Below are 13,731 nucleotides of genomic sequence, written 5' to 3'. Positions count from 1 at the left end.
AATAGCTGCCCGTAATCGACAAGAAAATGCCCGTAAAATTGTTGTGTCCGTAGAGGAAGGAGTTTTTCCCTTGTAAGTGGAATTAATGAGTGACATCGGAAGGAGAATCTTAAATGATTATCAAACCCCTGCAAATTCCTCGTTCTCTAAAACAACTCCATGCATTAAAAAGAAGACTCGATCCGAAACATCCTAAGTACGAAGCTGTTCTCCAAGACTTAGCTATTCAATCAGCGGGATTTAAAGGAGAAAAGGAAATGGAATATCCCCTTAGCTTTCTTCCGAGAGAGACCTATCAGATATTCCATGATTTAAGGCTGCATGACGGCATCCATTTTTTTCAGATAGATGTACTGCTGCTGTCTCGGTCTTTTATTACTATTTTTGAGGTGAAGAATATAGCAGGGACGCTGATTTTCGATTCTGATTTCAACCAGCTCATAAGAATTCAGAATAATATAAAAGAGCCCTTTCCCGATCCAATTGTGCAAGTTAAACGGCAAAGACTGCAATTAGTAAATTGGTTAAGAAAATACAGCCTTCCTGTACTTCCTATACAGGAATTCGTTGCGATTGGAAATCCTCGTACTATGCTTGAAACCTCCAAGAATAATCATGAAATCCCCCATAAGGTGCTTCATAGCAATACAATCCCATTTAAAATAAATGAACTAGAAAAGATATACCAAAAAGAAATTCTTACATCTGAACAGCTAGCCGAATTAAGCAATAAATTATTGTCCGCCCATTCAGATCTAGAAAAAAATATGATGTCAAAGCATCAAATACACTCGCATAATATCTTGCCAGGGGTCTGTTGTATGAAGTGTTCGAAGTTAACAATGACAAGGCTGAAAAATTCAATGTGGATGTGCGGTTTATGCGGGATCACTTCTAAAGATGCACATATTGAAGCATTGGAGGATTACGGCTATTTGTTTCAAAACTTAATATCGAATCGTGAAGCAAAATCCTTCCTAAACCTGTCTTCCAGCTCTACTGTAAAAAGGCTATTAAAATCCTTGAACTTGGAAACGACAGGAAGTCACAGGTCCACTGCCTATAAAATCAATATGTAAATCGAATGCCCCCTGCATAATCCCCCCAAAAATCCCCCAAACTAATCTCCGGAGGGGATGCCCCGTGAAAGAAAAAAAGATCCTGCTAAGAGCGGGAATTATTCTGCTGTCTTTATTATCCCTTTATTTATTTCTTAAACTGCGGGTAGTGTGGAATCCAGTCTGGATTATGCTGCAGGCCATTATCGTGCCGTTTGTTATTGCTTCCTTTATCACGTATTTGCTTCATCCGATTGTAGAGAAGCTGCATGAAACGGGGCTTCCGAGGACGCTTTCGATTCTCATTATTTATTTGCTGTTCTTCGGTTCGATTGGGTATGGTTTTTATCGGGGCATTCCGCTGCTTATTAATCAGCTGATGGAGCTGTCGGCTAATGCGCCGCGGATGGTGAAGCTTTATGAGGGCTGGCTTACGATGATCAGGGATCAGACGGATCATTGGCCGATGGGGCTGCATCATCGGGTGGAGGGGTTGCTTGGCGAGGCGGAGCAGTGGATCTCAGGGATGATTGACGGCATTATCTACTCGATCCGGTCACTGTTTGATAATGCGGTAATTTTAACACTTATTCCATTTTTGGTTTTTTATATGCTGAAGGATTTTTCACTGTTGAAAAAAGCTGCCTGGTATTTGACTCCGAAAAAGTGGAGAAGGAGGGGGAAGGAGCTGCTGAGGGATGCAGATGAGTCTCTCGGAAGCTACATTCGGGGCCAGTTTTTTGTTTGTGTCATTATGGGTCTGCTGGCGTTTATCTCTTTATGGTTTTTTGGGGTAAAGTATCCGCTTGTGCTTGGAATGATTATAGCGATTACAAATGTGATTCCTTACTTTGGCCCTGTGATCGGTGCTATTCCGGCTTTAATTTTGGCGGCAGCGATGTCGACTCAAACAGTGATTACCGTGGTTATTATCATTTTGGTTCTGCAATTTCTTGAAGGAAACGTAATCAGTCCTCTGATTGTTGGAAGAAGCCTGCATATGCATCCCATTGTTATTATGCTGGCGCTCGCTGCTGGCGGTGAGCTTGCAGGAATTTTCGGACTGATTATCGCCGTACCTGTCACCGCTGTCCTGAGGGTCGTTTTGGAGCATGGAGTCCGGCTTCTCCGGCATGATTGACAGGCGGGCGGCCATTGTCTATAATCTACGGTATAATAGGTAATAAACGCTGATGGAAACGAGTAGGTCACAGTCCATTTCCAGAGAGAATGCCCCAAGGCTGAAAGGGTGTTTATTGAAGGGTGACGGAACGCTATTCCTGAGTGCAGGTAAAAGTCCTGCCGTCCTGAGACCGCGTTAAGGTCCAATGAAGCTGATGGATGTTTTGGAATCCATAATCAGGGTGGTACCGCGAGCAACTCTCGTCCCTGTGCAAATCTAAAGGATTTGTACAGGAACGGGAGTTTTTTGTTTTTCGGAGCCGCCCGGCATACATATTAAGGAGGAGAAATGAATGAAATTTTTAACGTCTGCAGAAGTACGCCAAATGTTTCTTGATTTTTTCAAAGAAAAAGGCCACTCAGTAGAACCAAGTGCATCACTTGTTCCGCATGAAGATCCTTCTCTTTTGTGGATTAACAGCGGGGTTGCTACCCTGAAAAAATATTTTGACGGACGTGTGATTCCTGCGAACCCAAGAATTTGCAACGCGCAGAAATCCATCCGCACCAACGATATTGAAAATGTAGGGAAAACGGCACGACATCATACGTTCTTCGAAATGCTTGGAAACTTCTCAATCGGAGAATACTTCAAAGAAGAAGCAATTGAATGGGCTTGGGAGTTCCTTACAAGCGAGAAGTGGATCGGCTTTGACGCTGAAAAGCTTTCTGTTACGATTCACCCTGAAGACAATGAAGCCTTCGACATATGGACGGCTAAAGTAGGCGTTCCGGAAGAGCGCATCATTCGGCTTGAAGGGAACTTCTGGGATATCGGCGAAGGCCCGAGCGGACCGAACACGGAGATTTTTTATGACCGCGGTGAGGCTTACGGGAACGATCCGGAAGATTCCGAGCTATATCCAGGCGGCGAAAATGAGCGTTATTTAGAAGTATGGAACCTTGTTTTCTCTGAATTTAACCATAATTCGAATGGAACCTATACTCCGCTTCCTAAGAAAAATATTGATACAGGGATGGGACTTGAGCGGATGTGCTCCGTTATTCAAAATGTTCCGACCAACTATGAGACGGATCTCTTTATGCCGATTATTGAAGCAACTGCAGCAATTGCCGGTATGGAGTACCATGACAGCAAAGAGAAGGATGAGGCATTTAAGGTTATTGCCGATCATATCCGTACCGTATCCTTTGCAGTAGGGGATGGAGCTCTTCCGTCCAACGAAGGCCGCGGCTATGTTCTCCGCCGTCTGCTTCGACGGGCTGTGCGCTATGCAAAAAAACTTGATATCAACCGCCCATTTATGTATGAGCTTGTACCGGTAGTTGGTGAAATTATGGAAGCCTTCTATCCGGAAGTTAAACAAAAGACCGAGTTTATACAAAAAGTCATTAAAAACGAGGAAGAGCGTTTCCATGAAACGTTAAATGATGGACTGGCTATTTTATCTGAAGTGATTAAAAAGCAAAGAGAAGCGGGACACGATGTCATTCCAGGCACTGACGTTTTCCGCCTTTATGATACCTATGGCTTCCCGGTTGAATTGACAGAAGAATATGCAGAAGAAGAACAAATGAAGATTGATGCAGAGGGCTTCGAGTCTGAAATGCAAAAGCAGCGCGAACGGGCAAGATCAGCTCGCCAGGAAGTCGATTCCATGCAGGTTCAGGGAGGAGTACTTGGTGATCTCACAACGGAAAGTACGTTTGTCGGTTATGAGCACCTTACTGTTGAAACTGAAGCTGCTGCCCTTGTGAAAGATGGCGAGCTTGTCTCAGAAGCATCTGAAGGGGAAGAAATCCAGCTTATCCTTGTACAGACACCGTTTTATGCGGAGAGCGGCGGACAGATTGCAGATGAAGGAACCATTTCCAATGCAAATTTCACCGCACGCGTTAAAGACGTTAAAAAAGCTCCAAACGGGCAAAATCTGCATCGCGTGATTGTTGAAAAAGGAACATTAAGAGCAAATGATTCCGTCACAGCTGCGGTTGACCGTAAAGTAAGAGAAGGTGTTGTGAAGAACCATACTGCGACTCATCTGCTGCATCAGGCATTGAAGGATGTTCTCGGAGGCCACGTCAATCAGGCTGGATCATTGGTGACGGAAAACCGCCTTCGTTTTGATTTCTCCCATTTCGGCCAGATTACAGATAGCGAGCTAAAACAAATTGAGCAGATCGTGAATGAAAAAATCTGGGCAGGCATCGGTGTAAACATTGACTTAAAACCAATTGATGAAGCAAAAGCAATGGGAGCAATGGCTTTATTCGGTGAAAAGTACGGCAAAATTGTCCGTGTTGTTCAAATTGGAAAGTACAGTCTTGAACTATGCGGAGGCTGCCATGTGGATAACACTTCTTCAATCGGCTTGTTCAAGCTTGTATCTGAATCCGGTATCGGTGCAGGTACAAGAAGGATCGAAGCTGTAACAGGAAAAACGGCTTATGAAACGATGAATGAGCAAATTGCCATTCTGGAAGCGGCCGCTGCTAAGCTTAAAACAAACAGTAAAGAGGTTCCTGCCCGTATTGATGCTCTTACAGGCGAACTGAAAGATCTTCAGCGCGAAAACGAGTCCCTTACTTCAAAGCTTGGCAATCTTGAAGCCACTTCTTTAACGGACCAGGTAAAAGAAATCGATGGCGTTAAACTTCTTGCAAGCAAGGTGAACGCAAAGGATATGAACAGTCTTCGTGCCATTTTGGATGATTTGAAGGAAAAGCTTGGATCTGCAGTAATCGTTTTAGGGGCTGCAAATGGTGATAAGGTAAATATTGCAGCCGGTGTTTCGAAGGATCTTATTGACCGCGGCCTGCATGCCGGCAAGCTCGTAAAAGAAGTCGCAGAGCGCTGCGGCGGAGGCGGCGGAGGCCGTCCGGATATGGCTCAGGCAGGAGGAAAAGACCCTGAAAAACTCGAATCTGCTTTAAACTATGCAGAGGAATGGGTTAAATCCGTTTTATAATTCTCATTCTTAGTGTAGAATGGTGATAAGAGTCAGGACGAGCAGGATCAAGTCCTCGAGCGCGAACTTGAGAAAGAGGTGCAGACAGTGAGCTCATTCGATAAAACAATGAAATTCAACGTTTCGGACGATTCCGTTCAAACAGATGTGAACGAAGTTTTGTTTACGGTACATGATGCACTCAAGGAAAAAGGATACAATCCGATCAATCAGATCGTCGGTTATTTGCTTTCAGGAGATCCGGCTTATATTCCCCGTCACCGTGATGCAAGAAGCTTGATCCGCAAGCTTGAGAGAGACGAGCTGATTGAAGAGCTTGTTAAATCGTACCTGCAAAATCATCGTGAGGAGTAATAGATGCGAGTATTAGGTTTGGATTACGGAACGAAAACAATCGGAGTAGCAGTCAGTGATCTTATGGGCTGGACAGCTCAAGGACTCGAAACGGTTAAAATTAATGAAGAAGGCGGAGACTATGGTCTGACTAGGCTTTCTGAAATCATTAAAACGGAAGAGGCGGACAAAATTGTCGTCGGTCTTCCGAAAAATATGAATAACACAATTGGTCCGAGAGGGGAAGCGTGTCAAAGATTCGCTTCCCTGCTGGAAGAGACATTTTCGCTTCCCGTTGTTCTCTGGGACGAGAGATTAACGACAATGGCTGCAGAACGGATGCTCATTGAAGCGGATGTAAGCAGAAAAAAACGCAAAAAAGTCATTGATAAAATGGCAGCTGTCATGATCCTTCAAGGATATCTTGACAGCCTCCGATAACGGAGATTACTTAACGAGGTGAATAGACATGGAACATGGTGAAAAACAGATTACAGTAGTAGACGAAAACGGAAACGAACAGCTTTGCGAGATCCTTTTTACATTTGAGTCAGATGAATTCAAAAAATCCTACGTTCTTTACTACCCAATCAGCAGTGAAGATCAGGATGAAGAGGATGTAGAAATTCATGCATCAAGCTTCACGCCAAGCGAAAATGGCGAAGATGGCGAGCTTCAGCCAATTGAAACAGAAGAAGAGTGGGACATGATTGAAGAAATGATGAACACATTCTTCGATAACGAGGAAGAAGAAGAAAACTAAATGCAAATAAAAAGGAGCCTGGGGATGTATTCCCGGCTTCTTTTTTTGTTCAGATAGTGACGAATGGGGTAGAATTTTGTAGTATAATATACGGAAGTGAAAGGGGGAAAAGGATGAAGCAAAAACAAAACAAACCATCCATACATAAAACACTGCTTGAAAAACAGGAAGAGGCAAAATCAATCCGGAAAATTGTATGGCGAATTGTCCTTGTGGCTGGGATCGCAATTGCTGCGATCGCTCTTGCAGGCATCATATATATTCAGAACGCATTGAGTCCAGTGGACCCTTCTGATAAAAAACAAGTAAAAGTATCCATTCCTCTCGGATCATCTGTTTCAGGGATAGCTGCTGAGCTTAAAGAAGAAGGAATCATTAAAGATGCCAGGGTGTTTAAATATTATGTGAAATTTAAAAATGAAACCAATTTTCAGGCCGGAGATTATTTGCTAAGTAAATCTATGACGATGGATGACATGATTCAGCTCCTTAAAACAGGAAAAATGGCAGAAAACATTGCCATGCAGTTTACCATTCCTGAAGGCCATCAAATGAAGCAAATCGCAGCAATCATTGAAAATAACAGTGAATACTCAAAAGAGGATGTTTTAAAGAAGATCCAGGATCCAGCATTCATTGCAGCAATGAAAAAGAAATACCCCAATACCGTAACCAATGAAATTGATAAAAAAACAGCAAAATATAAGCTTGAGGGTTATTTATATCCAGCAACTTATCCATTTGCGGACCCAAAAACATCTCTGGACACCATTCTTGAAAAGATGATCAGCGAGACAGATGAGAGGATAAAGCCTTATCTGCCACAAATGAAAGAGAAAAAATGGAGTGTTCATTATTTCCTGACCATGTCCTCGATTATCGAAGAGGAGGCAACAGGAAAGGTAGACAGAAAAAAGATTGCGAGTGTTTTCTTTAATCGCTTAAAGTCAGGCATGCCTTTGCAGACAGATCCAACGGTACTGTATGCACTCGGAGAGCACAAAGACCGGGTTACTTATAAAGATTTGAAGGTCTCCTCTCCATATAATACGTATGTAATCAAAGGCCTTCCGCCAGGACCTATTTCAAACAGCGGGAATATGTCCATGGAAGCGGCACTGAAGCCGGATAACACCGACTATCTATATTTCCTCGCAGCACCGGATGGAACCGTTTATTATTCCAGAACGCTGAAAGAGCATAACCAGCTGAAGGAAAAGCATATAACCGGTCCGAGAAAAGGATCATAAGTGAAAACGGGGAGTGAATTTTATTTTCATTCCCCGTTTTTTTATGCTAAAATATATCAGGTTATATGAAGAACAGGACTATGGTGTTAAATAAAGGCAAGAGTTCTTAACAGGAACTCTTCTTTTTGCGCAAGGAGGCAAAATTAGTGCTTGACCAAAAGCTTCAAACCTACATGGAAAGCATGATACCCGATCGCCCACCAGCTATTCAGGAAATGGAAGCCTATGCAAGCGAGCATGGAGTTCCGATTATGGAAGCGGCGGGAATGGAAGTATTGCTTCAATTTCTTCGGATTCATTCTCCCCATCATATACTTGAAATTGGAACTGCCATTGGCTATTCAGCCATCCGCATGGCATCTGCTGTTCCAAAAGCCTCTATTGTCAGTATAGAAAGAGATCAGGAGAGATATGATCAGGCACTTTTACGAATCGAACAAATGGGTCTAAGCAGCAGAATCCGAGTTCATTTTGGCGATGCCCTTGAACTTTCTGATGCAATAGAAAGCGAAGGACCTTATGACGCACTTTTTATTGATGCGGCGAAAGGCCAATATCAGCGCTTTTTTGAACTGTATGAGCCGATGCTGACTGAAGGCGGTATGATTATTACCGACAATATTTTATTTAAAGGTCTTGTAGCAGAAGAACAGGACCAGATTGATAATAGACGGATACGGAGCCTCGTTAAAAAGATAGCGGGCTACAACACTTGGCTTATGTCCCATCCTTCTTATGAAACGTGTATCATACCAGTCGGCGATGGCATTGCCGTGAGCATTAAAAGAGGTGAACTAAAATGAAAAAACCGGAATTGCTGGTTACGCCTTCAAGCCTTTACGATTTGGAGCCGCTCGCTGAGGCGGGAGCAACTGCATTTATTATTGGGGAACAGAAATTCGGACTTCGTCTCGCAGGTGAATTTAAAGGCGAAGATTTTAAAAAAGCGGTCAGAATCGCCCATGAAAAAGGGGTAAAAGTATACGCTGCTATGAACGCCATTTTCCATAATGACAAAATTGATGAATTAGCTGATTATATGCTGTTTCTTCAAGATGCAGGTGCTGACGCGATTGTATTTGGCGATCCGGCTGTTTTAATGATTGCACGTGAAACGGTACCGGAAATGAAGCTTCACTGGAATACAGAAACAACAGCAACGAACTGGTATACTTGCAATTACTGGGGCCGGAAAGGTGCAAAAAGAGCCGTGCTTGCAAGAGAGCTGAATATGGATGCAATAGTGGAAACAAAGGAAAATGCAGAGGTTGAAATTGAAATTCAGGTTCACGGCATGACGTGCATGTTTCAATCCAAACGCTCACTTATAGGCAACTACTATTTGTATCAGGGAAAAGAAATGGAAGTTGTGAATAAAAGCAAAGTCGATACCGGCCTGTTGCTGCATGATAAAGAACGGGAAAATAAATATCCTGTTTTTGAAGATGAGAATGGCACACATATTATGAGTCCAAATGATATGTGCATCATTGATGAATTGCCGGAGCTCATCGATGCAGGAGTGGATTCCTTCAAGATTGACGGGATACTCCAGAAGAGTGACTATATAATTGAAGTAACTAAAAAATATCGAAAAGCCATCGACCTTTGCATCGAAGCAAGGGACCAATATGAAGAGGTGAGGGACGCCCTTCTTGAAGAAATCAAGCAGATTCAGCCTGTACACCGTCCGCTGGATACTGGATTCTTCTTTAAAGAAACCGTCTATTAAGAAACCTCGTTTTCAGCTATGAAAATAAATAGGGAGGCACGCAGATGGACGCCTTAAAAGATTCAATTTCCAAGATCGTTGATGGAAAACGGGTCATAATTAAAAAGCCTGAGCTTCTGGCACCGGCCGGAAACCTGGAAAAATTAAAAATTGCTGTCCGTTATGGAGCAGATGCCGTTTTTATCGGCGGACGCGAATATGGACTTCGTTCAAATGCCGATAATTTCTCACAGGAAGAAATGGCAGAAGGCGTACAGTTTGCCAATCAGTACAATGCCAAAATTTATGTGACAACGAATATTTTTGCTCACAATGAAAATATGGACGGACTTGCCGATTATCTAAAAGGACTTGAAGAAGCAGGGGTTACAGGAATTATCGTAGCTGACCCGCTCATTATAGAGACATGTAAAACAGCTGCGCCAAAGCTTGAAATTCACCTGAGCACCCAGCAATCCTTATCCAACTGGAAGGCTGTTCAGTTTTGGAAGGAAGAAGGTCTTGAACGGGTTGTTTTGGCACGTGAAACAAGCGGAGATGAAATCCGCGAAATGAAGGAAAAAGTGGATATTGAAATCGAAACATTTATTCACGGGGCGATGTGCATCGCTTACTCCGGACGCTGTACTCTTTCAAATCATATGACAGCCCGCGATTCAAACCGCGGCGGCTGCTGCCAGTCCTGCCGCTGGGATTATGATCTTTACAAACAGGAAGATGGTCGGGAAACTCCATTGTTTGGGGATGGCGATTCTCCATTTGCCATGAGTCCAAAAGATCTTAAACTAGTGGAGTCTATCCCTAAAATGATTGAAATGGGCATTGACAGCCTGAAAATTGAAGGCCGCATGAAATCCATTCACTATATCGCAACGGTGGTCAGCGTGTATCGCAAAGTAATTGATGCCTATTGCGCAGATCCGGACAATTTTGTCATTCAGCAGGAATGGCTGGAAGAGCTTGATAAATGTGCGAACCGAGATACGGCAACGGCATTTTTTGAAGGAGTGCCGGGTCACAAAGAGCAAATGTTTGGCATACATGGGAAAAAGACGGCATACGATTTTGTCGGAATGGTGCTGGATTATGATCCTGAAACCAAGAAGGTAACACTCCAGCAGCGGAACTATTTTAAGCCGGGAGATGAAGTTGAATTTTTCGGACCGGAGCTTGAGAATTTCCGTACTGTGATTGAAGCGGTATACGATGAAAAAGGCAATGAACTGGATGCTGCACGCCATCCTCTTCAAACGGTGACATTTACATTGGACCGGCCTGTTTATCCTTACAACATGATGAGAAAGGGGTTCTAGGATAAATGGTAAAAAAACCTATTGTAATCGGGGTTGCCGGAGGATCCGGATCAGGAAAAACTAGTGTAACGAAAGCGATTTACGAGCATTTTAAAGGACATTCCATTATGATGCTTGAACAGGATTATTATTACAAGGATCAAAGTCATCTTCCTTATGAAGAGCGCCTCAACACCAACTATGATCATCCTTTGGCATTTGATAACAATTTGCTGATTGAACATTTGAAGAAGCTTCTCCATTATGAAAAGATCGAAAAACCGGTGTATGATTATAAAATTCATACAAGATCTGAGGAAATCATCGAGGTCGAACCGAAGGATGTCATCATTCTTGAAGGAATTCTCATTTTGGAAGATGAACGCCTGAGAGATCTTATGGATATTAAAATGTATGTGGATACAGACGCAGACATTCGAATTATTCGGCGCATCCTCCGCGACATCAAGGAACGCGGACGTTCCATTGACTCAGTAATCGAACAATATGTGTCCGTTGTAAGACCGATGCATAACCAGTTCATCGAGCCTACAAAGCGCTATGCAGATATTATCATCCCTGAAGGCGGCCAAAATCACGTGGCTATCGATTTAATGGTAACAAAAATTCAAACAATTCTTGAACAAAACGCTATTTTGTAATAACATAGCATAGATATAGAGCACTGTGCCCATATTATGTATAGATTGTTAAACGTTTCATGTAAAAGACGCGCTCAGGCAGATTGAACGCCAATTCTCGATATGAAAGAAGAGTGTGAGGGCATGATTGCCCTCGCTCTTGTATTATTAACAGGTCTTACATACCAAATTTCGGGGGACAGCTGTTTCAGAAGGAGTGAGTATCGATGGCAGTAGAGAAAGAATTTCCGATGACGAAAGAAGGAAAAGAAAAGCTCGAACAAGAATTGGAGTACATGAAAACTGTACGTCGTAAAGAAGTAGTCGAGCGGATTAAAATTGCGCGCAGTTTCGGTGATCTTTCTGAAAACTCCGAGTATGATTCCGCTAAAGAAGAGCAGGCGTTTGTTGAAGGAAGAATTACAACGCTTGAAAACATGATCCGCAATGCGAAAATCATTGTCGAGGATACATCGAATTCAAATTCAGTAGCGCTTGGCAAAACCGTTACGTTCCAGGAACTTCCAAATGGGGAAGAAGAATCTTACACAATTGTGGGAAGTGCGGAAGCAGATCCTTTTGAAGGAAAGATTTCCAATGACTCACCAATCGCTAAAAGTCTTCTTGGCAAACAAGTGGGCGATGAAGTAACTGTGCAAACGCCTGGCGGTGAAATGCAGGTTAAAATTGTAAAAATTAAGTAAGATCCGATTAAAGAATGACCGCCTCGTCGACAATGGTGACGAGGTGGTTTTTTTATGCGTGCAATTAAAAAAAGAATCGTATCTGTTTGCGTGGTAATCACCATTTTTCTGCTGATTTTGACAGCAAGACTTGCTGAACTCCAGCTTTTTCGGACTGAATCGTTCGGAAGCCATCATATCAATTTGATTGAAGAGAGCGTGAAACAGCGAACGCAATCCGTATTAATTGATGATGGCAGGGGGAGCATTGTCGATCGGAGGGGTGAACCGCTTTCTGCAGGGGTTGAGCCATCCGTTGTGCTGTTTCCGTTTATTAAGAGCTTAAATTGGCCGAGCGAAAAAGTTGCCTCCATAACCGGGATGTCAGAGGGAATTATTCACTCCCTTGTTTCCAGAGCAAAAAAACCGGTTATCTTGTCAAAAAAGGATGGCGCGGAGCTTACCCAATCTGATTTAACAAAAATTAATGAATTTAAGTTTCCTGGTGTTTATGGGGTAATGGTGCAAGAGAAGCCAAGTGAATTATCAGCGTCCCACATCATTGGATATACAGCTGAAATGCCTGTGACGGCGAAAAAGCGGTACCCTGATAAAAAGCTTCCGCTCACTATGAAAATAGGCGCAGCGGGGCTGCAAAAGGCCTTTGATGCGTTTTTGCTGCCGGAATCAGAGACAAAGCTGCTGTATCATGTTGATGCGAATAACAATCCTCTTTTTGGCGTGAACGTCAAATACATCGCCGATTCCAGCGCACACTATCCGGTGAAAATTAAAACTACTCTCGATTCAGACATGCAGCAGCTTACGGAAAAAGCTCTTACACAGGCTGGCATCAAAAAAGGAGGAGCCGTCCTAATAGATATCCAGTCCAGTTCCCTTCTGGCAATGGCGAGCAAGCCGGATCTCAATGTGAACGGGTCCTCTTCAAGCTTAAGCAACTATATGCTTGAGAGCATGAAGCCAGGCTCAATATTTAAAATTGTGACTGCTGCGGCAGCGATAGAGAACGGGCTTGATCATCCCTCCGCCAGATATAATTGCAATCTGAATCCATACGGCGGCGCTGAAGAAGACCGCCAGCTGGGTTCTCTGAGCTTTGATCAAAGTTTTTCAAGAAGCTGCAATTATACCTTTAACGTCCTTTCCAATCAGCTTATAAAAAAGGTGCCGGATTATATGGAAACGACTGCTGAAAAAATGGGGTTAGTCCACCCTGTGGGATGGCAGGGCACAGTGTTCCATTACAGCGGCTTCAAGCAGTTTCCAGAAGAAAAACAGGGAACTGTCTGGTCTGATAACAGAGACAAAGGCTCCCCTAAAGCCGTTGCCCAAACCGCCATTGGTCAAAAAGATGTCCAGGTTACTCCGCTTTCAATTGCGAATATGATGGCGACGATTGCAAGAGGAGGTAAAGGGATGGAAGTGAAAACGGCTGAGGAAATTTTGTATAAAAATGGAATATCCATGTACCGTTTTCCGAATTCAGAGCTTGCGAACGTATCCATTGATCATTATACGGTCCAAAAGCTCCAGAAGCTTCTCCGCCTGGTGGTATCTGACGAAAAAGGCACAGGAGTTAGATTCAGGACGCTGCCGTTTGAAGTGTCCGGGAAATCAGGTACGGCAGAAACAGGAAGAAAGGACGCAGAAGGACATAATCTGATCAATAAATGGTTTGCCGGGTATTTTCCATCAGACAGCCCGAGGTATGCTCTAGTGGTTGTTGATGCTGATACAATTGCCAGCAAAGCTGCTGCAAATCAGGTGTTTTATGATATAGCGGCCGGCCTGAAATGATTCTATTGAATCAAAACTGGCTAGATTCATACTCCTTTGATAGAATAGT

The 13,731-nt window shown here is 43.3% G+C and carries 13 protein-coding genes and 1 other annotated feature; all 13 genes read left to right on the top strand.

Going from position 1 to position 13,731, the window contains the following annotated elements; translation table 11 throughout:
* Positions 1–113 precede the first annotated feature (113 nt).
* Positions 114–1,079, top strand: a complete 966-nt coding sequence (locus WCV65_RS14060) for a nuclease-related domain-containing protein (RefSeq protein ID WP_338777281.1) — start codon at positions 114–116, stop codon at positions 1,077–1,079.
* A 64-nt stretch (positions 1,080–1,143) separates the two neighbouring features.
* Positions 1,144–2,199 carry an AI-2E family transporter gene (locus tag WCV65_RS14055; protein WP_338777279.1) on the top strand — a complete coding sequence of 352 codons (1,056 nt, stop codon included), beginning with the start codon at positions 1,144–1,146 and terminating at the stop codon, positions 2,197–2,199.
* Positions 2,200–2,239: 40 nt separating this feature from the next.
* Positions 2,240–2,452, top strand: a binding site (T-box leader).
* Positions 2,453–2,533: 81 nt separating this feature from the next.
* Positions 2,534–5,170 carry an alanine--tRNA ligase gene (gene alaS / locus WCV65_RS14050; protein ID WP_338777277.1) on the top strand — a complete coding sequence of 879 codons (2,637 nt, stop codon included), beginning with the start codon at positions 2,534–2,536 and terminating at the stop codon, positions 5,168–5,170.
* 87 nt (positions 5,171–5,257) lie between these two features.
* Positions 5,258–5,524, top strand: coding sequence for an IreB family regulatory phosphoprotein (locus WCV65_RS14045; RefSeq protein WP_035405221.1), 267 nt, complete (start codon positions 5,258–5,260; stop codon positions 5,522–5,524).
* A gap of 3 nt (positions 5,525–5,527) precedes the next feature.
* Positions 5,528–5,944: a Holliday junction resolvase RuvX gene (ruvX, locus tag WCV65_RS14040; protein WP_035405219.1), complete on the top strand. Its 417-nt coding sequence runs from the start codon at positions 5,528–5,530 to the stop codon at positions 5,942–5,944.
* 28 nt (positions 5,945–5,972) lie between these two features.
* Positions 5,973–6,266, top strand: coding sequence for a DUF1292 domain-containing protein (locus WCV65_RS14035; RefSeq protein ID WP_035405218.1), 294 nt, complete (start codon positions 5,973–5,975; stop codon positions 6,264–6,266).
* A gap of 113 nt (positions 6,267–6,379) precedes the next feature.
* Positions 6,380–7,516: an endolytic transglycosylase MltG gene (gene mltG / locus WCV65_RS14030; RefSeq protein ID WP_338777272.1), complete on the top strand. Its 1,137-nt coding sequence runs from the start codon at positions 6,380–6,382 to the stop codon at positions 7,514–7,516.
* A 146-nt stretch (positions 7,517–7,662) separates the two neighbouring features.
* Entirely contained in the window at positions 7,663–8,319 is a 657-nt protein-coding gene (locus WCV65_RS14025) for an O-methyltransferase (protein WP_338777270.1), read from the top strand.
* A complete protein-coding gene (locus WCV65_RS14020) occupies positions 8,316–9,248 on the top strand; it encodes a peptidase U32 family protein (RefSeq protein WP_338777268.1) in 933 nt (310 codons plus the stop codon). The genes WCV65_RS14025 and WCV65_RS14020 overlap by 4 nt, the downstream gene beginning before the upstream one ends.
* Before the next feature lie 44 nt (positions 9,249–9,292).
* Positions 9,293–10,561 (top strand): U32 family peptidase, encoded by a 1,269-nt coding sequence (locus WCV65_RS14015; protein ID WP_338777267.1) that lies wholly within the window; start codon positions 9,293–9,295, stop codon positions 10,559–10,561.
* A gap of 5 nt (positions 10,562–10,566) precedes the next feature.
* The gene (gene udk / locus WCV65_RS14010; RefSeq protein ID WP_035405208.1) at positions 10,567–11,202 is read left to right on the top strand and encodes a uridine kinase; all 636 of its coding nucleotides are present in this window, start codon (positions 10,567–10,569) and stop codon (positions 11,200–11,202) included.
* 206 nt (positions 11,203–11,408) lie between these two features.
* The gene (greA, locus tag WCV65_RS14005; protein WP_338777266.1) at positions 11,409–11,885 is read left to right on the top strand and encodes a transcription elongation factor GreA; all 477 of its coding nucleotides are present in this window, start codon (positions 11,409–11,411) and stop codon (positions 11,883–11,885) included.
* Between the two features lie 54 nt (positions 11,886–11,939).
* Positions 11,940–13,682 (top strand): penicillin-binding protein 2, encoded by a 1,743-nt coding sequence (locus tag WCV65_RS14000; protein WP_338777265.1) that lies wholly within the window; start codon positions 11,940–11,942, stop codon positions 13,680–13,682.
* The last annotated feature ends 49 nt before the right edge of the window (positions 13,683–13,731 follow it).

Source organism: Metabacillus sp. FJAT-52054, from assembly GCF_037201815.1.
In the GTDB taxonomy this organism is placed as follows: domain Bacteria; phylum Bacillota; class Bacilli; order Bacillales; family Bacillaceae; genus Metabacillus_B; species Metabacillus_B sediminis.
This window is presented reverse-complemented; position numbering and strand designations above follow the sequence as displayed.

Excerpts from the sequence above, each read along its gene's own strand:
- WCV65_RS14060 (WP_338777281.1), top strand. The coding sequence starts at position 114 with ATGATTATCAAACCCCTGCAAATTCCTCGTTCTCTAAAACAACTCCAT.
- greA (WP_338777266.1), top strand. The coding sequence starts at position 11,409 with ATGGCAGTAGAGAAAGAATTTCCGATGACGAAAGAAGGAAAAGAAAAG.
- WCV65_RS14020 (WP_338777268.1), top strand. The coding sequence starts at position 8,316 with ATGAAAAAACCGGAATTGCTGGTTACGCCTTCAAGCCTTTACGATTTG.
- WCV65_RS14035 (WP_035405218.1), top strand. The coding sequence starts at position 5,973 with ATGGAACATGGTGAAAAACAGATTACAGTAGTAGACGAAAACGGAAAC.
- udk (WP_035405208.1), top strand. The coding sequence starts at position 10,567 with ATGGTAAAAAAACCTATTGTAATCGGGGTTGCCGGAGGATCCGGATCA.
- WCV65_RS14015 (WP_338777267.1), top strand. The coding sequence starts at position 9,293 with ATGGACGCCTTAAAAGATTCAATTTCCAAGATCGTTGATGGAAAACGG.
- WCV65_RS14000 (WP_338777265.1), top strand. The coding sequence starts at position 11,940 with ATGCGTGCAATTAAAAAAAGAATCGTATCTGTTTGCGTGGTAATCACC.
- ruvX (WP_035405219.1), top strand. The coding sequence starts at position 5,528 with ATGCGAGTATTAGGTTTGGATTACGGAACGAAAACAATCGGAGTAGCA.
- alaS (WP_338777277.1), top strand. The coding sequence starts at position 2,534 with ATGAAATTTTTAACGTCTGCAGAAGTACGCCAAATGTTTCTTGATTTT.
- mltG (WP_338777272.1), top strand. The coding sequence starts at position 6,380 with ATGAAGCAAAAACAAAACAAACCATCCATACATAAAACACTGCTTGAA.